General features: G+C 38.9%; 23 protein-coding genes and 1 pseudogene. 6 read left to right on the top strand and 18 right to left on the bottom strand.

The window, feature by feature from the left end; all coding sequences use genetic code 11:
- Positions 1-14: 14 nt before the first annotated feature.
- Positions 15-626 carry a peptide chain release factor H gene (prfH, locus tag WAA20_RS10420; RefSeq protein ID WP_073389856.1) on the bottom strand — a complete coding sequence of 204 codons (612 nt, stop codon included), beginning with the start codon at positions 624-626 and terminating at the stop codon, positions 15-17.
- Complete coding sequence (locus WAA20_RS10425; protein ID WP_207649305.1) at positions 623-1723, bottom strand: RtcB family protein; 1101 nt, start codon at positions 1721-1723, stop codon at positions 623-625. The genes prfH and WAA20_RS10425 overlap by 4 nt, the downstream gene beginning before the upstream one ends.
- Before the next feature lie 675 nt (positions 1724-2398).
- Here WAA20_RS10425 and WAA20_RS10430 point away from each other — a divergent pair.
- On the top strand, positions 2399-3577 hold the full coding sequence (locus WAA20_RS10430; RefSeq protein WP_073389859.1) for an MFS transporter: 1179 nt from the start codon (positions 2399-2401) through the stop codon (positions 3575-3577).
- Between the two features lie 180 nt (positions 3578-3757).
- On the opposite strand, the gene WAA20_RS10435 is transcribed toward WAA20_RS10430, so the two are convergent.
- The 10 genes and pseudogenes from WAA20_RS10435 to WAA20_RS10480 form a co-directional block, all read right to left on the bottom strand.
- Entirely contained in the window at positions 3758-4873 is a 1116-nt protein-coding gene (locus WAA20_RS10435; protein ID WP_073389860.1) for a helix-turn-helix transcriptional regulator, read from the bottom strand.
- Positions 4874-4920: 47 nt separating this feature from the next.
- Entirely contained in the window at positions 4921-6210 is a 1290-nt protein-coding gene (locus WAA20_RS10440; RefSeq protein ID WP_139263850.1) for an MFS transporter, read from the bottom strand.
- Positions 6211-6417: 207 nt separating this feature from the next.
- The gene (locus tag WAA20_RS10445; RefSeq protein WP_073389863.1) at positions 6418-7317 is read right to left on the bottom strand and encodes a DUF4299 family protein; all 900 of its coding nucleotides are present in this window, start codon (positions 7315-7317) and stop codon (positions 6418-6420) included.
- A gap of 326 nt (positions 7318-7643) precedes the next feature.
- Positions 7644-7877, bottom strand: a pseudogene (locus tag WAA20_RS10450) (GNAT family N-acetyltransferase); the annotation flags it as partial.
- Positions 7878-7898: 21 nt separating this feature from the next.
- On the bottom strand, positions 7899-8660 hold the full coding sequence (locus tag WAA20_RS10455) for a GNAT family N-acetyltransferase (protein ID WP_073389865.1): 762 nt from the start codon (positions 8658-8660) through the stop codon (positions 7899-7901).
- Between the two features lie 5 nt (positions 8661-8665).
- Positions 8666-9166: a GNAT family N-acetyltransferase gene (locus WAA20_RS10460; protein WP_073389867.1), complete on the bottom strand. Its 501-nt coding sequence runs from the start codon at positions 9164-9166 to the stop codon at positions 8666-8668.
- A gap of 257 nt (positions 9167-9423) precedes the next feature.
- Positions 9424-9906, bottom strand: a complete 483-nt coding sequence (locus WAA20_RS10465; RefSeq protein ID WP_073389868.1) for a GNAT family N-acetyltransferase — start codon at positions 9904-9906, stop codon at positions 9424-9426.
- 12 nt (positions 9907-9918) lie between these two features.
- Positions 9919-10371, bottom strand: coding sequence for a GNAT family N-acetyltransferase (locus tag WAA20_RS10470; RefSeq protein ID WP_073389870.1), 453 nt, complete (start codon positions 10369-10371; stop codon positions 9919-9921).
- Positions 10372-10383: 12 nt separating this feature from the next.
- Entirely contained in the window at positions 10384-10842 is a 459-nt protein-coding gene (locus WAA20_RS10475) for a GNAT family N-acetyltransferase (protein ID WP_073389871.1), read from the bottom strand.
- 38 nt (positions 10843-10880) lie between these two features.
- On the bottom strand, positions 10881-11252 hold the full coding sequence (locus tag WAA20_RS10480; RefSeq protein ID WP_073389873.1) for a tetratricopeptide repeat protein: 372 nt from the start codon (positions 11250-11252) through the stop codon (positions 10881-10883).
- Positions 11253-11634: 382 nt separating this feature from the next.
- On the opposite strand from WAA20_RS10480, the gene WAA20_RS10485 reads away from it, so the two are divergent.
- A complete protein-coding gene (locus tag WAA20_RS10485; protein WP_073389874.1) occupies positions 11635-12864 on the top strand; it encodes an MFS transporter in 1230 nt (409 codons plus the stop codon).
- An 87-nt stretch (positions 12865-12951) separates the two neighbouring features.
- Here the strand turns inward: WAA20_RS10485 and WAA20_RS10490 are convergent, their stop codons facing one another.
- From WAA20_RS10490 to abc-f, 6 genes are all read right to left on the bottom strand, one after another.
- Positions 12952-13926, bottom strand: coding sequence for a GNAT family N-acetyltransferase (locus WAA20_RS10490; protein WP_081373960.1), 975 nt, complete (start codon positions 13924-13926; stop codon positions 12952-12954).
- Positions 13927-14172: 246 nt separating this feature from the next.
- Positions 14173-15009 (bottom strand): GNAT family N-acetyltransferase, encoded by an 837-nt coding sequence (locus WAA20_RS10495; RefSeq protein WP_073389876.1) that lies wholly within the window; start codon positions 15007-15009, stop codon positions 14173-14175.
- Positions 15006-15455, bottom strand: a complete 450-nt coding sequence (locus WAA20_RS10500) for a GNAT family N-acetyltransferase (protein ID WP_073389877.1) — start codon at positions 15453-15455, stop codon at positions 15006-15008. Before WAA20_RS10500 ends, WAA20_RS10495 begins: the two co-directional genes overlap by 4 nt.
- Positions 15456-15546: 91 nt before the next feature.
- Entirely contained in the window at positions 15547-16824 is a 1278-nt protein-coding gene (locus WAA20_RS10505) for an ATP/GTP-binding protein (protein ID WP_073389879.1), read from the bottom strand.
- Positions 16825-16944: 120 nt separating this feature from the next.
- Positions 16945-18534: an ABC transporter ATP-binding protein gene (locus tag WAA20_RS10510; RefSeq protein ID WP_073389881.1), complete on the bottom strand. Its 1590-nt coding sequence runs from the start codon at positions 18532-18534 to the stop codon at positions 16945-16947.
- A 145-nt stretch (positions 18535-18679) separates the two neighbouring features.
- Complete coding sequence (gene abc-f, locus WAA20_RS10515) at positions 18680-20137, bottom strand: ribosomal protection-like ABC-F family protein (RefSeq protein ID WP_073389882.1); 1458 nt, start codon at positions 20135-20137, stop codon at positions 18680-18682.
- Positions 20138-20680: 543 nt separating this feature from the next.
- Here abc-f and WAA20_RS10520 point away from each other — a divergent pair.
- From WAA20_RS10520 to WAA20_RS10535, 4 genes are all read left to right on the top strand, one after another.
- Positions 20681-20977 (top strand): hypothetical protein, encoded by a 297-nt coding sequence (locus WAA20_RS10520; RefSeq protein WP_338800922.1) that lies wholly within the window; start codon positions 20681-20683, stop codon positions 20975-20977.
- An 8-nt stretch (positions 20978-20985) separates the two neighbouring features.
- Positions 20986-22692, top strand: coding sequence for a transposase (locus WAA20_RS10525; protein WP_027217083.1), 1707 nt, complete (start codon positions 20986-20988; stop codon positions 22690-22692).
- Positions 22693-22852: 160 nt separating this feature from the next.
- Complete coding sequence (locus tag WAA20_RS10530; RefSeq protein ID WP_338800922.1) at positions 22853-23149, top strand: hypothetical protein; 297 nt, start codon at positions 22853-22855, stop codon at positions 23147-23149.
- An 8-nt stretch (positions 23150-23157) separates the two neighbouring features.
- Positions 23158-24864: a transposase gene (locus WAA20_RS10535; protein ID WP_027217083.1), complete on the top strand. Its 1707-nt coding sequence runs from the start codon at positions 23158-23160 to the stop codon at positions 24862-24864.
- The last annotated feature ends 26 nt before the right edge of the window (positions 24865-24890 follow it).

The raw sequence follows: 24890 nt of genomic DNA on the forward strand, positions 1-24890 counted from the left end.
AAATAAAATCATTTTTACACTATTATTGTTTTTTTCAATAAAAACCTCTCTCCTTCATAAATCCTCACCGGATTCCCTCTCTGTATCTGTGCGTGCTTGGCCCAAGCCACAGCCTTCTGACTATCTCTACTTGCAATATTTGCATTCTTAAGGATTGCAGATAGCTTTCTAAGTGCATCCTGCTTGTTCATGTACTGGCTTCGTTCTTTGGTGGATGTTACGGTTATGCCGCTTGGCAGGTGTGTTATTCTAACTCCGGATTCAGTCTTGTTTACATGCTGACCGCCGGGGCCGCCGCTTCTATAGCTTTCGATAGTGATATCATCAGGGTTAATCTTCTCATAGACTTCGTCTGCTTCAGGAATTATGCTTACGTCTACGAACCAGTTTTTCCTCTTATGACTGGGTCTGAATTTGCTCTTACAAATCCACTCCATTGTACCCTGCAAATGAGACAGGTCCTGATCTGAAGAAAAAATAATTGAAGAGTAAATTTCTTCAGCTTCGCCCTTATTACATGTAATCTGCTGAATATCCGGATACTCTTTTTGGAGGGCTCTGAATATACCACCTACGGCGGCTCTGCATTCAATAGGTCCCATACCTGAACTTATCTGCATTATCATCGCTCATCACCTCCCTTGTAGTTATAGACGGGAGTCAGGATATTCGTGATATCCACAGAGTCTTTCACTGCTTCTTTGATATAGTCAATATTTCTGTAGGCAAAAGGGGCTTCGTCAAGAGTTTCTTTACTGATGCAGGTTGAGTATATGCCTTTCATAGTAGCTTTAAACTCTGAAACTGTGTGGGATTCAAGAACTTCTTTTCTTGATGAGATTCTGCCTGCTCCGTGAGGGGCTGAGTAGTTCCAGTCCTTATTGCCTTTCCCCTTACCTATGATCACTCCATCTTTCATATTGATAGGGATGATCACATCTTCGTTTTCACGAGCTGATATAGCTCCTTTTCTTAGTATTACTTCACCATGGCTATTGTCAATATAATTATGGATGCAGCTTTTTTCTTCAACAGGCTTCCATTTCATAACCTTGCAGATCTCTTTGATCATGATCCTGCGATTAAGCTGGGCATATTCCTGAACGATACTGGCATCGTGAAGGTAATCTGACACGTTATCGCCTGTAAGGAATGAAAGCTCTATCGGAACATCATCTCTGCCCATTTTTCTTAGATGCTGATAGGCAAGCTTTGAATAATACTCTGCCACTTCTTTTCCAAGATGTCTGCTGCCGCTGTGGACAATTAGATAACTATCGCCATTTTCATCCACATCGATTTCTATAAAATGATTACCTCCTCCCAGAGTTCCAAGGCTTAATAGCGCTTTATCTTTTCTAATATGTCTGGTGCAGATCAGTCTTTCAAAATCAAACTGACTAGCCATGTCATGGGCGTTGTCTCTTATTTTGAAGCCTGCAGGTACTTTGTCTCTAATGACTGCGTCAAGCTTCTGGTATTCTTTCCTTATCCTGCCAAGCTTGACCATGCTCATCCCGCAGCCAATGTCTATTCCAACAAGTGACGGATTCACTGCATCAGTTATTGTCATTGTAAGTCCTATGGGGCCAACCTTACCCGAGTGCACATCAGGCATGACGCAGATATTACTTCCTTTAGATGCCTCATTATCTGCGATCATCTGAATCTGAGAAAGGGCGTACTGCTCAATGTTTTCGCCAGGTGTCTCTCCTATGCACATGATCCTGGCGGTTGCGTATTTTCCGTTTATTTGTATCAAAATAAAACCTCCGTGGGTGTTTTGGGCATGCCAAAAACACCTCTGAATAGCATTAGAGGTCATATTAGTTGTCCTAATGTACTGACTCGTCACCTTCAGTCGAATAAAGATTATTCTAAGCCGAGTGGTTCTATATCCTTTACATGGAAAAAGCTGGTAGAAATATCAGCCTATGAGACTAAGGACAACCATGCCTCTTGTATATATAGTTGCGTAATTAGTATTCATGTTTGATGTCATAATTGTCCTCCTTTCTGCTCGTAAGTGAGCAAATCAATGATTTCGTTTCCTGGATGATTGTAGCACTGGGATTGGCGAGCGGTCAATAAAAAATAGCGCCAGCCATCTTACAATGTTGTAACAATGACTGGCGCGCAAATTCAAATAAAATCTCATCCCTCCATAACATCAGGTAATGGGAATGGAATAACATTATCCATTACTTTTTTAAAAACAGCTTGAATCCAACATCTCACACTGCTAGAATAATTCTTGATTACAAAATATACACACAGAGGTTGCGACAAATGAGACATTAATTTTCTAGCGAAAAGTAAAAAACAAAGATTATATCGCCTGCTTGCCAGGTTTATTTTTGTACACTGAATATTTACTTTTTGTTGGAGGATTAATACAATGAATAACAAACTACATATAGACAACCTCGAAGCTGTGTCATTCTTAAATGGCCTTGTTTTCTTTGCGCCGGTGGCGCTTCTGGTCAGAACCCGTGCGGGGATCAGCCTTGACCAGTTCTTTATATTACAGGCAATTCTGTCTGTTACTATTTTCCTTGGAGAGATACCAACCGGTAAGATCACTGATATTGTCGGTTATAAGAATACTATTGTCCTGTCGCAGGTTATGCTACTAATTGCAAGAAGCATGATGCTTGTAGCATTCCTGTCCAAAAGCTACTATGTGTTCGCCATTGAGGCGATCATTGAAGGAATCGCAAACTGCTTTACTTCAGGCACTATCAGCGCATATCTGTATCAGAAGTACGACGAGGGCGAGTACGTTGTTAAGAGCGCCAGGGTCGGAAACTTTGGTACTGCCGGTTTTATCATCAGCACTATAATGTACGCCGGCATCTATCACTTTTTTAGCATCGAAGGTCTTCTGATCCTCACCGCTTCTATGAATGTGATCGCGGTTCTCACGAGCCTTGGTATAGAAAAAGATAAAACTAAGGCTACAAACGCTGATGATGTTGCCACCTCTTTTGCCAAGGAGCATAACGGCGTTTGCAAAAAGCTCTTCATCCTTAAATTAAATGCCGAGAATATCATAATCATGGTTACACTCGCTTGCGTCAGTATCTCTTTTATCCTGATCAACTTTTTCTACGTAGACAAGCTTGAAATCCTCGGGATCTCGGAAGAATGGATGACCGCCATCATCCTCGGCTACTCAGTATTCCAGATGGCTGCTGAGAAGATTCTTGATACCATCGGGGAAAAGAACTATTTCAAGGCCTTCGTTATGGGCTTCATCCTTTCAGGTATCTGCATGCTCGTGTTTGGAAGAATAAATATCGCGCTGGTCATCATTCCGATCATGCTGATTCTTCCGCTTATTGTCAGTGTTCCGGCATACATATTCGACGAGATGGAGAATAAGGTGATCGACAAGAATCATCTTGAAGATAAAAGAGCTGAGGTGCTATCTGCCTACAACATGGGTGTTAACTTTGTTGAAGTCGTGTTTTTGTTCGCGTCGGCTTTCGTCGCAGGGCTTGGGGTGTCGGCTTGCTTTACGGTTGTTGGAGTTTTGATGATACTGCTGGCCGGGGTTCATGTGATCAAAAGATAATTTTAAAGAAAGGGCGGAGAAAGCTTAAATTGCTCTCTCCGCCTCTTTTTTATTATCTTGTGCGATATATTTTACAGAATATATATCGTACAGCTTTATTTCATACACGATATATTTCGCAGTATAAATATATCGTGCAAGATATATTTTGCAACATAAATATATCGTACACGATATATTTTATTCTTCTTTAATGCTCTCCCAATATTTCCTGGCCGCTTCCATCTTCTTTATAACCATTTCAGGTGTAGGTTTATGTAATATCTCATCCAATAGGTTGCCTATGCCATCTACAGCACTGTGCCCGATTTCATCATAGACTGATGTGTTGTGATCCTTACTTGCATGCCAAAACTTGATTTTTCCATTAAAGTCATTGGATGGATTCTTATCAAATTCTTTGGCTATCTCATAAGCTTTGTCTATGCAATCCTTCATGCCATCATATTCTTTGGAACATGATAAGCTCATAGCTTTTAAGACCAATATTACTGTCTTAAGCTTTGTTAAATAGCTTATTTTTCCATTGGTGGTAGCATCAATGATTGCAAGATACCAATCCATTAGTTCAGAAGCTTCGACAAATGCTTTGCTTTTATTCGTACTGATAAGAGCTATATACATGCCTGCTGCCAGATCAAGATTTTCTATTAACATTCTTACCATTGTTTTGGTATATTTATCGAGAGCCTCATCAGCTTTTCCTTTTCTCATAAGGAGTCTTGCTATCTGAACATCATTTATTCCCATATAATTCAGTGCTTCAAAATCCATAAGAGCTTTATCTGTATCATCCCATATTTTCACATATGCTATTCGCATTTTTATGGATAATTCATTTATTTCAGGATCCTCGTTTTGAGATAAATAACGAAGTGAAGACTCATAAAGCTCTATGGCCTTTTTGCAATACTCTTTTGGATTTCTATATGGTAATACCATTTCATAAGTATATGCACACTTATAAAGTATTTTGAAATTCCCCGGATATCTGACAACGGCCTTTTCAGCTATAGAGATAGCTTCGTCATATTTTCCTTCATCAAGAGCTTTTTTCATTCTATCCGAGATACCATCTATACTTTTGGATGAAATGACGTATCCAAGCAATGTATCTACAGATATGTCAAAAAAGTCCGCAAGATCCATCAGTATAGATATATCAGGAACTGTGTTTCCGCTCTCCCATTTACTTACAGCGCCTTCAGTTACTCCAAAAGCTTCTGCCAGATCTGCCTGTGTAAGATTCATTTCTTTTCGATACTTCTTGATGTTTTCATTCAAATTGTGTTGCATCCAAAGGTTCTCCTACATCGAATACGATTCTTAAATCACTATACACCTTATGCCGACTCAGAAGAAGTGACTGTTATGTCCTTTTTACTACAAAGGATATCCGATAATGTATGTGAAAGCATTAAATATAAACACACCAGTACATCAATCGCACCAATAACTACGAATATCACCGATGTAGAAAGCCATGCTGCAAGGAAACTAACTACAACAGACATAACAGGTGTAGCAGCATTACCCATGGCATTCATTATGGAAGCAGCTCTTGCAAAATACTGCTCATCAATAAGTTCGACAAATATTACCTGCAAAAATGCTGAAAGCAGTGATACAAACACTCCCATGATAAAACTTATAAATGCGACATATGCGTATGTAAATGCCGTGTTATTGTATAAAGGCCTGGCAATAATTACAGCCAGATAGTAAAGACCTATACAAATGCCTCCGCTTATTACAAACACTTCTTTACTCACGAACCTGCTAAGAATAGGATAAATAACTGTTCCCAAAAGCGTTCCACATGTAATAGCTATACTGATCAAAGAGATAGTCTCTGCTCCTGTACAGATAACTTCATTAGCAAGCGGTGCCATTAAGCTGTTGAGGGGAACGAGAATAGCATTCAAAAATGCAGCAAACAGAACAAGGAACATAGCAGCCTTACTGCGAGCAATGTAGGAAAATCCCTGCTTTAATGTATCAAAATAAGCCTGCAGACTTCCATTAATATCTCTTGACTCATCTGAAGAAATCTTAATTGTTGCAATAATAAGTGCTGACAATACAAATGTTACCATATCAATGTAAATTGCACCTGTGGTGCCAATAAGTGCAATTATTCCGGCTGCAGCGCCCATTCCAATCAGTTCAACAACTGTATAAATAGCCGTTGATAAAGACGTTCCATAGACTATTTCTTCTTTTTTAAGTAATTTGGGTATTATTGCAGAACCAGCAGGAAGCCTGAATGCTTCTGCTGTCGAAATGACAAATGTAGAAATTACAATTATCCATGCATTAAGAAATCCAAAAAGGAATCCTGTTGCAATAACTGCCACACATATAGCTCTGATAAGATCGGTAACGACCATGATGGGCTTTTTCTTTTTACCTTCAACCCATGCACCTGCCAATGGCTGGATAAATACAGATGGAATCTTATTGACTCCAAAAATTATCGCTGACCACATAGCATTGCTTGTAAGCTCATATACCAGCCATGCTGATGCAATTGCATCAATGGAATCCCCAAATCTGTTTATTATTCCTGCCACAAGCAGTTTCATGTACTGATAATTATGGAGTATAGCTCTGTAACCTGTACTTTTCTTCATTTCCAAATCCTCACTTATGTATGTTTTCGCTACCTTTATTCTAAACGGCCTGGTAGCTGAACTTAACAGACTAAGTGTAGGATTTTGGATGATAAAACTTTCCTGATAGGAAGATTTTGAAATTACACTATAGAATCACTTTCAATACTATACAATCAAATCACTTACAAATTACAACGTTAAAGCCCTGTTATACTATTTATCAACTTAAGCATGCCTTAAAATTGAGTTAGTCATCTCTTCAATACCAGCCTTGTTATATTCCGGTATCAGAATATGCGCATCATCATACTTTGTAGCGCCGCGTTCCATAACATACTTAATGAACTCTTCATAATCCCACATTCCATCAAGCGGTCTGTTTTCTGAGAAGATAAAAAATCTGATCATACCTTTATCTGCTCTGATAGGGTTTTGAGGATTGCTTGCACTGATAAAATCATTGAAATTCATCGGAAATATGCTTGGGCAATCTTCAGTAAGTGTATATATAGCAAGAATAGAATTATCTACTTCATTGCGCATAAGCGATGGCTTTGCATAATACGTATCCATGTTCTGCTTGTCATGGAGTAATTTTGAAAAAACAGTAAGATCCTTAGACTCACGCATCTTGTCACCCATATGTTTATCAATCCATATGGGCCACATGGTAGCTGTCATGATCCAAGCTCTTTCACCAAAATCGGACTTCTCTATTCCTTTTTGCAGTTCATCATAATTGAACTTAATAAAATCATCTTTTATTCCTAGAAGTTCTTCCAATGAGAACTTCTTATTATCTTCAACGTTAAGAATATCGAAGCTCTTATACTGTCTGCATATCTCCTTAGCGAGAGCAAAGAAGTCTTCGATTTCATATTGAGAAGTGGGCGTATTAATAGACATCTCTACGAGCGCATCATTATTCCCATCAAAGTAAATGCCACGTCCGATATGCTGCGGATTGTATAGAATACAAGAATTGTTCTGGTGCTTACCTTCATCCAATACGTAAAAATCATTGTACGTGCCGAACTTGAATTTGCAGTTTTCCAGCATCTCCCCGATATCGATAGTTCTTTTGGTAAAAAAGCCTTTTCTGGTGATTTTTAAAGAAAATGGCATTTTTATAATCCTCCCCTTTTTTCATACAGTCTATTATTTAATACAATTTCCTGCTTAGAATATAAATAAAGCCCCGGCCAGAATGTCGGAGCTTTATTAGTGTTTTCTTTTCAGCTTACGCCTAACTGGCTCGCGGTTATCACACCAAACCCGCCCATGGACTCCATGTATCCCCCTGCCAGTAGGGATTTACATTTCTACGTCAACAGATGATCTAGTCTTCTGTTTCTTTTATTATAATATAAACATCCAACATCAAGGTCAATTACTCATTTCGTTTTTTCTCTTAGATTTCTATGAATAGTACCTCTCCCATAATCTTTATATCATAGTGCCAAAGAATACACCCGTAGCTCAATCCCCTTATAATTGCAAGTCTCCACAACCTTACCACCACAACTAAGAATCACATGCTCGCTGGCAATGTTAGAAGGTTCACAAGCTATAGTAACATCTTTCATTCCCTGCTGTTTAAGCCATAACAAAAGCTCCTTAAGCATCCACTTTGCATAGCCATGGCCTCTATCGCATGGACGTACCGAATATCCTATCTGGAACTTCGGATCTGCTTCATATCTGTACTAGATCATGCCGATAAGATGTTCATCAGATTTTCTTATGCAAAAGAACTGCTGAGCGTGGCCTCCAATCTCCGCAGGCGCGCCTTCTGCTGCCCTCTGCCTGCAATTTTCAATGTACGCAAGCGGATTCTCAAATTTTCTAAGAGAGCCGCAGCCATCCATGTGATCTTCGCAGTCAATGAATTCCTGTCTGTATGCACTGATATCATCAGCATATTTGTCATCGGCTTCTACCAATTCAAGATCAGCCTCAGGTCTTTTCACTCTGGTAAAAAACTCCTTGTCATCTTCATGGTGGATATAAGCGCCGTTCTTAAGCTGCGTTTTCAAAGATGCTGGGTTATCCTTATGAACCGACATATAGATCTCGTCTTCCGGAATGATCTCCCATGCCTTTTCTATAGTCAGGCGCAGGCCTTCATTGGCATATCCTTTGCCGCGGTATTCTTTTTTGATTCCATATCCTATGTGTCCGGCGCCATTGGCAAGCGCTTCGCACAGGTGATGCCTGATCCTGAAAAGTCCTACGATCGTATCGCCATCCCACAGGAAGTATTCTGTTCCGGGAACATGTCCGGGAGAAAGGTTTATTCCATTGGATTTATCTATATATCCCGGGAGAATCTTCTTTTCAAACTCTTCGTATGAGCAACCATAATCCTTATTGGTGAAGCCGTTTTCGTCCTCTGGAAGCTGAGTAATAAACTCGTACTCCTTTTGCACATCTTCCATGTTTGCTTCTTTTAGATATACTTTTTTCATGGTTTTTATCCTTCTTTACTAGGGGCGTTTCTTTCAAGCCTGTATGTTATCAGTGTCATTTTATCATTCACAACCACTTCGCGGCCGAATCTTACGAATCCGCATTTTTCGTATAAGTGGCAGTTTCTCGGCTCCTGAAGTATTGTTTCAAGTATCCATTCCTTAACTTCCTGGTACAGTTCAAACGCAGCCTGTATGGCTTTGTAACCCATTCCCTGGTCCTGGTACTGCGGCAATATGAATAAGGGACTGATAAAAGAAATATGTTTTTCTTCAGGGTCATTGTGACCGAGGTTGATCGCTCCGACTCTATCGACGTCTTGCATTATGAAATAATACTGCCTGTTAGGTATGGCTGCTCTTTTCTTAATTCTTTCAAGAGTTTCTATTGCAGGACTACAATCATCATGGTACTTCTCATATAGGGGCATGAAGCTTTCTACCTGCATTTTGTGTAGTAGTTCGAGTTCATTTTCTTTTACCGGAATAAGGTCTATTTTTCCCATTATTTTTTTCTCCCGATCACTCTGTACCAGTTATACTTGAATTATTTTTTCTTTTCCAAAATAGTCTATATTAGAGACACTTTTGAAAATATTTGGATTTTCTGCCATCTTCTTCAAAAGACTCTACCAAATCAAATCCAGATTTTTCCAACACTTTAATAGATGCCAGGTTATCAGAATAAGTAAATGCACCGATAGATTTCAGATTAAACTTATTCTTTATATCTTCTAAAAATAGTAATGTTGTTCCCGTAATCTTAGTACCTATTGAATTCTTTCAACTTATATACCATAGGAATATACTTAATCCCATGCTTTTCTTGTTCCTCAGATATTCTTATGAATCTGAGGCTTGTATAAAATTTTTCGCCATAAGGAGACGAGTTAACGGTGATTTCATAAATATCGTCATTGTTTGACCTTATATCATTGCATATATACTCAAACAGCCTCTTTCCAATACCTTGCCTTTGGTAATCCCTATCGACAAAAGCAAGCATAATATGTGAAGTCTTTCGCATGGTCATTACTGCAACAATTTTCTTACCATCAAAAGCTCCATACATTTTGAACTGCCCAGTTAGACAGCCTCTTCTAAAATCATCATTTTTAATTATGTCATTTACAAAAGAGTCAACGCCTTCTTCAGAATAATCAGGGGCTTCAAACTCCATAAAAACACGTATGATAAGATCCAATGCATTGTCAATTTCATTTTCAGAAACAAGCTTAATATCCATCACATAGTTCCTCTAAATCTGCATCCTATAGAACAAACCTTCCCCTATAGGCGTTGTCTTTCTATATGGTTCACCTATTATATGAAACCCCGCTTTTTCATAGCATTTCACTGCTCGAGTATTCCATGATCTAACTTCCATATAAATCGTTTTTTCTCCAAAAACAACTTTTGATAATTCAATGGCCAATTTTACTATAGTCTGCCCATATCCTTTACCACACATATCCGGATGAACACCAACTCCGAGTACTACATCAGATTCTTTCTCTTTCAGATTTATGTATCCTACCAAAGATGTTCCATCATAAAACGAGTAGTAGTTATTACATGGATTTCCAAATCCAGAATGGTTCGATAGTTGCTCTTCATAGGGAATACTATTATAGATTGAATAATCTCCAGCATATTTCCAGTCAGATATTATGCTCTTTTCTACGTCAGTAGTCACATGATATTCCAACATAACATTTCCTCATCAAATGTTCATCCAAATCCCTTCATCATGGATCTCTGCATTTTCTACGCTTCTATAAAATCTCTGAGCTTCATCATTTCGTGCCATAAGTGCTATCAACATAGATGTACCTCTATTCTTCAGCTCTTCACGAAGCTTTGTAAGCATCATCTGAGCAACCTTAAGATGCCTTTTACTTTTGAGAACACATATCCAGTCAAGGTATGCTGCATAACACTCTCCATCATTTCGGCTTGATACGATTGAAGCATCAATTCTGCCAATAACAGCATCTTTCTCTATCGCAAGAAATGACACTGCATTAACAAACCTTTCATCTGAAAAAGAAGCTATAATTTTTTCCCTATACTCATCATCGGGCTCCCAGAAATATGTATCTGGCTCTTCCTGACGTAATCTCTTTTCATAATCTATCACTTTATCAACGTAATCTCTTGTAAATTCAACTATTTCTATCATTTCTATACCTTTTTCATTAATCCGAAAATTGTTACAAATCACATTCTTTTCATTTTTTCTATTGCCAGATCATGATTCTGTAAAGCCGCTTTTTCAAACCAGAATCTTGCTTTTTCCATATCTATAGCAGTCCCGGTTCCTTGTTCATAACAGCATGCCAGGTTATACTGACCATCTCTGTCGCCATCTTCTGCTGCCTTTGTAGTCCAGTATAGTCCCTGCTCTAGATCTTTTTCGACTCCAATACCTTCCAAATATGCATATCCAACCTGACATTCTGCAAGGGGATAACCTGTTTCTTTTGCTATTTTCAGATATTCAGATGTCCATTTTTCAAAATCCTCATTTTCCCAATACTTACCTAGAGCTCTACATCTGTCCAGCTCATCACACGGCTTATAATATCCCATCGTTAGATTATTCCTCTTTCGAATTCTTAAACATATGCCTTATCATACCATAGTGAAAATAGCTATTCTACTACATTTGTAATCTTTTATTAAATCAAAAATCAAACATACTATATGTTGACTTATTTTTACAAGCCAACTATACTTTTACTTAATATTTTTCAGAAAGCAGAAAAACTATGATACACAATGGACTCATCATTAATTCTATAGCCGCGAACGCGAGACCCGTGAATGCTCAGGGGTCTGTTTTTGTTGTTAATGATGAGGAAATATGGAGGAATGCGGTCTAATACTATAACTCCATAATAGATATGTTTATTAAGCCTCATCAGACTATATGTTTGATGGGGCTATTTTTTTACCCAGGAGGACAAACAATATGAAATCATCAAAGTCACAAAGCAATGAGAAAATATTACTATTCGGACATCTGACGTCAAAATTGGGTGACATCATTTTTGATTACGCCAACAAGATCGTCCTTGTATCTGCATTTACAAGTAAGCCTTGGGTACTGGCCTTGTATCAAAGCATGGAATATATTGTCGGGATCATCTTTAACATAATCGGGGGACTACTGGCCGATTTTGGTAATAAAAAGAAAATCATTATCATTTCAGATCTGTTTAGCGCTACTTTCTGCTTTATAGCAAGCTTTTTTGTCACATCAAACTATATGGCAGCTGCACTTATCATCGCTAATGGGCTTCTGGCACTGGTCTTTTCTTTTCAATCACCATGCTTTAGAGCTGTTATAAGTCAGATGATAGAAAAAGACAGGATCGTTAAATATAACTCCGTAAACAATGCCGGTATGGAGATCATAAACATCGTCGGTCCTATCCTTGGCATGGCACTTATGGGATTGGTCGGGGCAAGGGGAGCTCTACTTATAAACGCTGGCTCATTCTTCATTTCAGCTGTTTCCGAAGTCTTCCTAAACCCACTTAAACCAGAAGTCGAGAAAGCAAAGAAACCAGGATTAAAGGAACTGCCATCAGGAATCATATATGTATATAAGAAAAAGAATATACTTATCCAAGTCATAGTCTGTGCCTTCACAAATTTCTTTATCACCGTATATAACTTACTGGCACCTTATACTGAGATCCTCTACAAAGGAACATTTGACGGATATTATAGCAAGCTTCTTGTTGCTGATGCTATTGGTGGAATTCTGGGATCAGTTGTTAATACCAAGATTGCTGCAAATTATTTAAAGGACGGAGCTTCTCTTTTAAAAATGGAAGTACTGGTTGGACTTTCCCTGTTATTTATCCCTATTGCTGCATTATCAGGCAATCTCCTTATTGGACTTATCCCATACCTTTTGTTTAGTATGACCCTGGCTATGTATAACATAAATTTCATGTCATATATCCAGACCAGTGTTGATGAAGCTTTCCAAGGGCGCGTATTTAGCGTCATCTTCGCTTTTATCATGATATTTATGCCTGTTGGCTCATTCTTTTTCTCAGCTATAAATGTTACTAAAGATATACGTAGTTTTTATATTCCGGGAGTAGGAATAATTATTGTCGCAATTGTATGCCTCATCATTAATAGATATATGAATAGCGATGATGTTGAGAGAAAAAATGAGATTTAATCAGTAAATGAGTTGCAAAAAGTCCGGTTGGAAACCCAATCGGACTTTCTTTTGCTCATCTGCTCGTATGCTTTTATATTAAATCATTCAATTCAAAGCAATCTCATTAAACTCAAGCACATACGGACTGCCATCCCTCGGATCTGTTCTATCCTCATCATGAGAAAAAGAAAGGCCGCATTTCATCATAAGTTTATGAGATGCAATATTTTTCTTCCTGCATGATGCGACAAATTTATGTGCACCGCATTTTCTGGCCTCATCCATGAAAGCCGTCAGTATTTCCGTACCATATCCCTTCCCTACAAATTCAGGGCCTACGGCTATTCCGGTATCCTCATACACTCCCGGCTTAATCTCTTCCATCCCTGCAAAACCAATAGCTTTACCGGATCTCTTTTCATATACGAAAAAAGCATACTTTTCGACCTGTTGGAACTTCACAGACTTTCTGAGTCTTTCTTTTGCTTTTTCTATACTATCAGTAACAGTCCAGAGCATATATCTTGTACTTTCCTCATGTCGCCATAAGTTGTTATATATGTCATCTAAATCTGACTCCGTAGCCTTTTTTAACATCACATTCTTAGTTTCTATGGTAAAAGAGCTATAATCTGCCATTCCTCTTAATTTCTCATATGATTTTTTTATAAAACTATCTGCTGACAGCAACACATTTTTTAGACTGTCATACTCTATCAGCTTAAACGTATCTTTCAGATTGTTTATTCTTATTGATTTCACTTCATTAGGTCTTACAATATGCGGTTCCTGATCCTTATATTCAGCAAGGAAAAAGACTATTTGCCTTCTTACATCAGATCTATCTAAAAGGTCATACTCCTGAACCTCTCTAAATCCAGGTATAAGACTAAGCTCCAATCCGGTCTCTTCTTTTATTTCTCTGATAGCAGTCTCTTCCTCAGTCTCATCATTTTCAACATGACCTTTGGGTAGACTAAAAAAGCCGCTTGCCTCCTCAACCATAATGTATTTAATTTCCTCGCCGTCTATTGTAAATACTACTGCGCCGCAGGATTTATCAATTTGCACTTTATTCATTGTATATTTCTCCACTGTTTTAATATAAAAGGCATATACTCACGATTTCGCAAGCATATGCCTTATGATACCATAGTGAAAATGGCTATTCTACTGTTTTTCTAAGATAATTAATACTTTCGTTTACTTGCGCAGGCCCTCAATCTCATTCTGCAATTCCCCGAGAAATTGCATAGCAACTTCATCCAACAGATAGTAGATTTTTTTGTCTGTTATAAATACTTAAGACCCTTTTAATATGCAGCTTTACACATTCCAAGTCGCATATACGCAGTTCTGTCCTTCAACTTTATCAAACCCAATTGATGTATACAAACGAATTGCCGGAACATTATCAACATCTACCATCAAAGACATGCCCTTAGGATTGTTCAGTTCTATGGCTTTTGCAAGAAGTTTTTTGCCATATCCTTTTCTGCGGTATTCATCTTTTACAAACACATCATAGGGCTCATTTTCTTCATAATTCTTTGTGAGATCCAAATAGCCAACGACGTTATTTTCTTCAGTAGCCACCAAAACATAGAATCTGTCCGGTTCTTCCAGTACTCTTTCCCCGTTCCAGTAATTCGATGTATCATGGATTGCAAGATAACCTCTGATATATTTATCATCTATCAATTCGATTCCAGATATATCATCAATTTCCAAAATTTGCTTCAAAACCATTTTTTGCTGTTCTTCGCGGAAAAGCGCATTCTTTGTCTTTAAAATATTCCTGAGAATTTCATTACATGGATTAAAGGAAAAATCAATCTGGTAACCGTTAAAGTACTGTGACAAATAGGCAAACAGCTCAATATAGGCACCTTGTGACCTGGACAGTCCCATAGTTTCTTCTACATACTTTTCATCATCTATAACAAGAAGAACGAATAATCCGATTATTTTCTCTTTATCAAAAACTGCAAGTACACGATCATCCGCATTATGAACAGCCCTTTCAAGCTTCTCCTCTATCAAATCAGAATCCAGGAGAGGCTGTGAATAATCTTTGTCAGCGTTTATTTGACGTGCAAATGCTACATATTTTTCAATTTCCGATGTTACTGTTACTAAATGCTCCACGTCTCTTACCTTCATCTCTCTATCTTCTTAAAAAGTCTTGCGCTCCAGAAATTCATATTGAGTTCATCAATATAAAAATGGAATATAGCCTTCCAGTTTTTCGTAGCAGTGCTCAGAACCATATATTCTGCCTCTGCTTTGACAGCGTTCTCAGCAAATCTAAAAAGCTTCTCTCCAACTCCTTGGGAACGCTTCTCGGAAATTACATACAGTTCTTCTACTTCGAAGAATGGAGTCCCCTCTGGTATTATTGATTTCATCTGCTTAGATTCACAAACTTTACCAAAAAGATACCCAATAATAGTACCATCGTCCTCTGCAAGAAATATTCTATTGCCTTCAATATCTGATTTATCATTTGGACGATATCCGTAGCAACTGTTCTCTGCTGCCCAGTCCTCTGAAAAACTGATTAGTTTAGCCAGAACGTCTTCGTTTAAATCTACTTCATGAATAAGCATCATATCCTCCAACTAAAGTGATTATTATCAATTCCTAACAATAAAAACATGCTCATCTTTGCTGTTTACCGCTTCATATAGTTCAGGAAGTCTATTCGCCATCTGCAACTGCTCCCTTCACATTTCCCTTTATACTTAACAGGGAATTTATCAGTTCAGGATCAGGCAACGCCGCAAAAGCTCCTTTTCGGTACTTTTCTATTATGTCAGATGTATCTCTCACACCATTTTCTGCGGTAAAGTCAGACAGTGAATAAACGTAAACGCCCTTTTCATCCTTATCTACAAACCAGATCTGTTCCTTTCTGAAAAGGCGTTTGCAATCCATAAGGTTAATATCGTGTACTGTGAAGATCATCTGTGCATCAGTATTGAGCTCATTATTAAACATAGCGACGGTGGCTCTTGTAAGTTTAAAATGAATACTGCTATCCAGCTCATCTACTACCAAGATTCGTCCCTGCTCAAGCGCTTCAATAACATAACTTGCCATTGCTGCTATCTTTTTAGTTCCTGTAGAATCAAATAACATACTTGGAACCTGAACGCCCTTATATGTAGAAACCAGTCTGATCTGATCCATTACACTATCTGGAACATCCAGCACTTTTTCCTCAGGCTTTTCATCAGCGTCACCAGCATTAAGCTTTACATTTCCCATTTCCACATATTCAAAATTGCCCATGTAAAGATCTGCATTTTTAATAAAATCAACAACTTTCTGCTGTAGCTGATTCTTGTTTTTCATAAGGTCGATGGTATGCTCCATAGGGATGTTATTCATATTGATAACATCTATCTTTTCAGCAAAACCAACCAGAACTTCCTTCATCTCATTGAGTGCCTTAAATTTTGTAGAATCAATAAGGTGGAAAATAACATTATTCTTTGCAACAACAGGCATCATTGTCAAAAGCTCTGTATCTATGCACTCATATTCTTCATTGAGAGTATCGCGTTTTAGCCAGCACACTTCTTTTTCGTTATTGTACTGATCTTTCAACACCTCTATAAATGATTCAAAGACGTAAGCCTCTTTCTTGACATCGTACTTGAAATCATACGAGAACTTTCTTCCACCTGATAAAAAAGTGACTCCAAGTTCACAGATATCGTTGTCTGTAAAAATATTTGACATAAGGCCATTTTTCTTATTCAGTAAAACGCTTTTTATAGCTTTAATACACCTTATAAGGCAGGTTTTTCCTGCATTATTAGGGCCATAGATTCCAGCTGTCTTAAGGACATTAAAGTTATTTTCTTTATGTACATTTGAGGCAAATTTTTTATTACGCATATCAGCTTTCATTGAGAAAGCAATCTGTTCATCAAATGCGAAGCAGTTTTTTGCCCTAATCTCTATAATCATAGCCGTTCCTCCGTTAAGGATTTTTACTATTGTTCACTATGATTATAACATTATCATATTTTTCATGCAATTATTTTGCATAAATAATATATGGACATTTCATAAATCAGTTTTACTGCGTTATAATTCTATAATCTGATCAAATCCTGTATCATCACTATCAATGTGAGATATCTTAATGACCATTTTATCAGGATCACTCAACAGCTCTTTTTCCAAATCCTTAAGCAGTGCCTTGGTTTCAACGTCCAGCCCGGCATCAATCTCATCCAGAATAACCAGCGATACATCAGATTCCATCATGCACTTCATCATGAAAAGCTTCTTCTTTTCACCTCCGGAAAGGGTTGCTCCATTTTCTTCTATAACATCAATCTCTGGGTTCAGATTCAGTTTCTTACGCATTGCCGCTATTTCATCCTCACTGTAATCTGAATGAGTTACATTTCTAAGATAATCTTCGACGCTTTCATTAAGTATAAGTTCATCCTGCGAAACGTAGCATATTTCTTTATAAAAAGAGCATGAATCATACTCAGAAAATGGTATATCATTGATAGATACCTGCCCGTTTGACGGCTTATATAAGCCTAGGATCATCTTAAGTATTGAGCTTTTACCGCTTCCATTTTCACCACGGATCAGGACATTATCGCCCTTATTTATATCAAAAGAAATATTGTTCATGATCTTCCTGTCATCGATTTCGAGCGTTACGTTTTCAAAACTGATATTCTCGATATCACTTATCTCTTTTCCGGAAATAATGGGAATATCCATAAGCTTTACAACATTGTCAAAGGCAGGAATATTCTTGATGATCACCTGGATCTGGCGCTGAACTCGCCCGCTGACAGCAAGAATAGTATTTGTTATAAAAAGGACTGTTACAAGCTTTCCGCCACTTACGTTCGATGTCAAAAGCAGCATGCCGGCAACTATAATGTATATAAGGTCAGTAAAGCTTTTTTCTATTGTCTCAAAGAACGCAGATTTTCCTTCGGCTTTCTCAGAGAGTTTCATAAAACTATCATGTATTTTTTTATTCTTAGTCAGATAATAATCTTCTAAACCGTTTGTACGAGTAGCTTCAACCATATCCACCGTCTCGTATACCTGCGCAGTATCTTGTTCATGCGCTTTGTCGCAAAGCTCATAATTACCTAATATGCCACGGCCTGTTATAAATGATGTTCCGAGTGTAAATGCAATCCCTAAGACTAACGTTATACCTGCAGGAATGCTATACCAAAAGGCAATTATCAAAAAAGCTATAACCGTAAGCGTATTAACAAAGCCCCCGACAGAATAAATCACTGCAATCGCAAACGCAGTATATGTCTGTCCTGACAGGACATATTTAAATTTGTCCTTGGACTTTTGAACATACTCCATGTACTCGCTTCCCCAAAGTACTTTGTATATCTTTTGTCTCATGTTCCATAAAAGATCATTGCCTATACGGATATACAGCCTGGTATTTAACCCTGATAAAAGAGATAAAAGAAAATAGCCGATAACAAACAGCAGCACAGCTATCGCAAAGGTATACACTGCTTTATCCGTTTCCAGCATATCGATCATGGCATTTATACCAAGCGGTATTGCCATCTCAACTGCGATCAATGCCATCATTACTACAAAGGCACCAAATAGTAATCGCTTATTTGATGCAAACATCATTTTTACAATTTTAAAATAGCTTTTCATAAGTCCCGAATCCCCCTTTACTACTGCGTTCAGGCTCTAAATCTACCATTCAAAATTGCAAAAAACAAGGCTTTAAATGCTGTATTTATCTGTGGTATAATATATATAGAAAGAGTAATGGCGCCACGCTAAGTGACGCCACTTTTTATTCCTGTTTAATCTTCCCGTCCCCAATATACATCCGCTCTGTAGCAATCCTGTCCACAAACACCTTATCATGCGAAGTAAATACAAGTGTCCCCTCATATTCGATCAGCATTTTCTCCAAAGCCTCTACAGATGGTATATCCAGATAATTCGTCGGCTCATCCAGTATCAGCAAATTCACATTCGATACAAAGAGCATGGCAAAAGACAGCTTCATCCGCTCACCACCCGAAAGCTCTGATGCCTTTTTGTTCATATCTCTTTCTGATAGCAAAAGACGTGCCAGTACAATCCTCGAAAGACTCTCGCTCTGGATACTGACTCTGCGCACATTTTCAAGAACGGTTCGATCAAGGTCGATCTGGGACATGTTCTGCTTGGCATATCCTATTTTGGCTCCTGGGACTACGTATACTTTTTCTCTATTATTTATTAGTTCCAGTAAAGTAGTCTTGCCGGCTCCGTTACCGCCCAGTAGCGCAACCTTACTTCCATTCTTGATCATAAAATCTGCATCGTCGAATATAACGTGGTCATCATAGGCAAAAGAAATATGTTCTCCACGGATCACTATGGGATTTCTTGGCGGATTGGTCAGTCTGAAATCAGGTCTTACTGTAAGTTCTTCTTTGGGCTTTTCTTTAACCTCCATATGTTCAAGGCGTTTTAGGACATTTGTGGCACTTCTTTCTATTCCACGGGCTTTGTCCTCAGGTTTTCTATTTCCAATGAACGCTCTAACCTTTACTTCACTTGCTGACATGTTCTTGGGCTTTTTATCTACAGTTTTAGCCTTAGCTTTTTTCTCAACGTAAACGCTTTGAAGCCTCTTTTTTTCAGCCTGATAGTTCTCGTATTCGGCCTGCTGAGTCTTTCGCTGTTCTTCTTTTTGAACAACATATTCATCATAATTTCCGCTATAGTTCTGAAGTTTGCCAAAAGAAATCTCTACGATCCTGTCACATATTTCATTAAGAACGGACCTGTCATGGCTGATCACGACCAGTGTTTCTATTTCGTTCAGTCTTTTTTTGAGCATTTCCACACCGTTATAATCCAGATTTGATGTGGGTTCGTCGAGAAATGCCACTGCATGTGGACTTGAAAAGAGCTGTGCAAGTCTTATCCTGGTATCTTCTCCGCCGCTAACATTTTCCTGCCAGATGTGGTCTGCAACTCCCATCTTGCCGGCTTCTGCATAGTCAGTTTCAAAGTATTCACTGTCTGAGCCAAACTGTTCAAAAAAAAACGGAATACAATTGCTCGAAACTGTTCCTTTGGTTGGTTCCAGCTCCCCTGCCAAAATTTTGAGAAGCGTGCTCTTGCCTGCGCCATTCATCCCAACAAGTCCAACCTTCTCGCCCTCATACAGATAGAACCTGTCGAAATCCAGTACGGTCTGTTCTCCATAGGAATGGACTATATTCTCTGCTTTTATCAATAAATGTCTCGCCATATAAGTCTCCCTTTTCAGCTAAAAAATAAGCCTATCCTGCGTACGCAAAATAGACTCACACAAAAAGACCTATATATAAATAAAGGCTTCGAATGCATGATAATCCAATTTAAGCGTACACATAATACCGCTGCATAAGCAGCAGCCATCATCAACATGTTCACCTAAATCAAATTATCTAATAATCATTCAGTCACCTCTGCGAAAAATCGCCCTTTCTTTTATTCAACTGCATGATATCACATATATAGATCAAATACAATCATATATCCTATATCGAGGCTTCACGAGTTGAAAAAACGTTACAGTTCAGACGCTAGATTGACACACAACCCTAACGATTAAAAATCACATATTAAATTGGCTACAAACCCGTTACAGTTCAGACGCTAGATTGACACACAACCCTAACGATTAAAAATCACATATTAAATTGGCTACAAACCCAGAAAAAATCTGACTTTTTCTGGGTTTCCTATTGCATTTATAATCGTTATGATATATAATATTAACGTAACGATGTATCTTTGAAAGGAGAACGCCATGGGCATAATTAAGCAGTTAGACAAACGAACCGGCATCACTTACGTATATGAATCCAAGGCATACTGGGACAAAGAAAAAAAGCAGAGCCGGGCAAAAAGAACGCTGATCGGAAGGATTGATCCGGAAACCGGTGAAATGGTTCCAACTGATGGAAGACATAGAAAGACCGCGGAAACCGAAGAAAAAGACCCCGACTACAAAAAGCTATATGAAAAGCTTCAAAAGAAATGTGAAGCACAAGAAATACTCATCAAATCTCTCAAAGCAGAAATAAAACAGTTAAAGGCTAAGTAATCACTTCTATGAACGACTATCAGTATGAAATAATTACAACTCTACAGTACCGCGTCAAGAATCTTCAGGCACAGGTTGATGCCTTCAAGAACGGATCCAAGTATCTGCAGATGGATGCTCAGTATAAGAGTATGCTTCATACTGAAGAATGCCACATACACAAACTTGAAGTCGAGCTGTCCAAGGCTCACGCACAAACTATAGATGTCAGAAATAAATGGTGGGACACCATTGAAGATGTCTATAAGGATCATCAGAAAGAAATCGCTGCTAAAGATGCCAGGATCAGAGCGCTCGAGAAGCGCATCATCCTGGTGGAGCAGCAGCGAGATGCTGCCCTGGACAAGGTCGCTGAACAAAGGCGTGAATTATATGAAGTAAAAACTGAGCTTGAAGAAGAACAGGGAAAGAATCTTAAACTGACGGCTCAGATCAACAGAGATTATGAGAACTCTTCTAAACCATCTTCCCAGTCTCCAAATCACAAGAAAATATCCAACAGCAGAGAAAAAAGCGGCAGACGTCCAGGCGGTCAGCCTGGGCACAAAGGTCACGGTCGAAAAAAGCAGGCTGTATCAGAGCCAGTTATTATGCTGCCTCCACCGGAAGAAGTACTTGAAGATCCTGACTTCAAGAAAACCGGCAAAGTCATCCGTAAACAGATGATAAATCTGAGGTTTTTCCTGGATGTTAACGAATACGCTGCTGAAGTCTACTATAATTCAAAGACGGGCGAAAGATCCCACGCGCAGTTCCCAGAAGGATATATCAATGACGTAAACTATGGCGGCAGCGTCAAAGCACTTGCATTCATCCTTAATAATGAATGTTGTGTCTCCATAGACAAGACCATCAAACTTATTTCAGATCTCACTGACGGAAAACTGAGCATTTCAAAAGGCATGGTCAATGGTCTCTCCAAAGAATTCTCCATGAAAACGGATAAGGAAAAGAAAGAGCTTTTTGCATCACTGATGCAGAAGCCTGTACTCCATACAGATAACACCAATGCCAGAAGCAATGGAAGCAGTCGATTTGTATTTATTGTTGCTGCTCCGGATGGGACTGCCCAGTACTATTTCAGGGAAAACAAAGGTCATGCAGGAATAAAAGATACCCCTGTCGACCTTAACCAGTCAGCGATATTCATCCATGACCATGACACCACCTTTTATAATTATGGCAGTGGCCATCAGGAATGTATCGCTCATATCCTGAGATACTGTAAAGACAGCATACAGAATGAGCCTGATCGAAAATGGAATAAGAAGATGTATAAACTTCTGCGGGAAATGGTTCATTACCGAAATGGCATTGATGAAACCACAGGATTTGATGAAAAAACTGTCATGGAATTTGAAGAAAGATATGACAGCATCCTGGAAGAAGCCCGAGAAGAATACGAATATATTCCACCCAGTAAATACTATAGGGAAGGCTATAACTTATACAGGCGCATGGCAAAGTATAGGTCCAGCCATCTGCTGTTTTTACATGATATAAGAGTTCCGCACAACAATAACATGGCGGAACGTCTTTTGCGTGCCTATAAACGCAAGCAGCACCAAGTCATGAGTTTCCGCTCGGATGCGAGCATTGATTACCTCTGTCAGAGCATGAGTATGCTTCTGTCATTAAGACAGGATCCAGAATCCAGCGTGTATGACAGCGTATCGAAGATCTTCGATAGACAAAAGGCCGGTAGATCGACTTGATGAATCAAGTGTAGTCTACCGGTCTTCTCATCTCAAGCTAGGGTCTGAACTGTAACACAAACCCAGAAAAAATCTGACTTTTTCTGGGTTTCCTATTGCATTTATAATCGTTATGATATATAATATTAACGTAACGATGTATCTTTGAAAGGAGAACGCCATGGGCATAATTAAGCAGTTAGACAAACGAACCGGCATCACTTACGTATATGAATCCAAGGCATACTGGGACAAAGAAAAAAAGCAGAGCCGGGCAAAAAGAACGCTGATCGGAAGGATTGATCCGGAAACCGGTGAAATGGTTCCAACTGATGGAAGACATAGAAAGACCGCGGAAACCGAAGAAAAAGACCCCGACTACAAAAAGCTATATGAAAAGCTTCAAAAGAAATGTGAAGCACAAGAAATACTCATCAAATCTCTCAAAGCAGAAATAAAACAGTTAAAGGCTAAGTAATCACTTCTATGAACGACTATCAGTATGAAATAATTACAACTCTACAGTACCGCGTCAAGAATCTTCAGGCACAGGTTGATGCCTTCAAGAACGGATCCAAGTATCTGCAGATGGATGCTCAGTATAAGAGTATGCTTCATACTGAAGAATGCCACATACACAAACTTGAAGTCGAGCTGTCCAAGGCTCACGCACAAACTATAGATGTCAGAAATAAATGGTGGGACACCATTGAAGATGTCTATAAGGATCATCAGAAAGAAATCGCTGCTAAAGATGCCAGGATCAGAGCGCTCGAGAAGCGCATCATCCTGGTGGAGCAGCAGCGAGATGCTGCCCTGGACAAGGTCGCTGAACAAAGGCGTGAATTATATGAAGTAAAAACTGAGCTTGAAGAAGAACAGGGAAAGAATCTTAAACTGACGGCTCAGATCAACAGAGATTATGAGAACTCTTCTAAACCATCTTCCCAGTCTCCAAATCACAAGAAAATATCCAACAGCAGAGAAAAAAGCGGCAGACGTCCAGGCGGTCAGCCTGGGCACAAAGGTCACGGTCGAAAAAAGCAGGCTGTATCAGAGCCAGTTATTATGCTGCCTCCACCGGAAGAAGTACTTGAAGATCCTGACTTCAAGAAAACCGGCAAAGTCATCCGTAAACAGATGATAAATCTGAGGTTTTTCCTGGATGTTAACGAATACGCTGCTGAAGTCTACTATAATTCAAAGACGGGCGAAAGATCCCACGCGCAGTTCCCAGAAGGATATATCAATGACGTAAACTATGGCGGCAGCGTCAAAGCACTTGCATTCATCCTTAATAATGAATGTTGTGTCTCCATAGACAAGACCATCAAACTTATTTCAGATCTCACTGACGGAAAACTGAGCATTTCAAAAGGCATGGTCAATGGTCTCTCCAAAGAATTCTCCATGAAAACGGATAAGGAAAAGAAAGAGCTTTTTGCATCACTGATGCAGAAGCCTGTACTCCATACAGATAACACCAATGCCAGAAGCAATGGAAGCAGTCGATTTGTATTTATTGTTGCTGCTCCGGATGGGACTGCCCAGTACTATTTCAGGGAAAACAAAGGTCATGCAGGAATAAAAGATACCCCTGTCGACCTTAACCAGTCAGCGATATTCATCCATGACCATGACACCACCTTTTATAATTATGGCAGTGGCCATCAGGAATGTATCGCTCATATCCTGAGATACTGTAAAGACAGCATACAGAATGAGCCTGATCGAAAATGGAATAAGAAGATGTATAAACTTCTGCGGGAAATGGTTCATTACCGAAATGGCATTGATGAAACCACAGGATTTGATGAAAAAACTGTCATGGAATTTGAAGAAAGATATGACAGCATCCTGGAAGAAGCCCGAGAAGAATACGAATATATTCCACCCAGTAAATACTATAGGGAAGGCTATAACTTATACAGGCGCATGGCAAAGTATAGGTCCAGCCATCTGCTGTTTTTACATGATATAAGAGTTCCGCACAACAATAACATGGCGGAACGTCTTTTGCGTGCCTATAAACGCAAGCAGCACCAAGTCATGAGTTTCCGCTCGGATGCGAGCATTGATTACCTCTGTCAGAGCATGAGTATGCTTCTGTCATTAAGACAGGATCCAGAATCCAGCGTGTATGACAGCGTATCGAAGATCTTCGATAGACAAAAGGCCGGTAGATCGACTTGATGAATCAAGTGTAGTCTACCGGTCTT

Source organism: Butyrivibrio fibrisolvens, assembly GCF_037113525.1.
Classification (GTDB): domain Bacteria; phylum Bacillota; class Clostridia; order Lachnospirales; family Lachnospiraceae; genus Butyrivibrio; species Butyrivibrio fibrisolvens.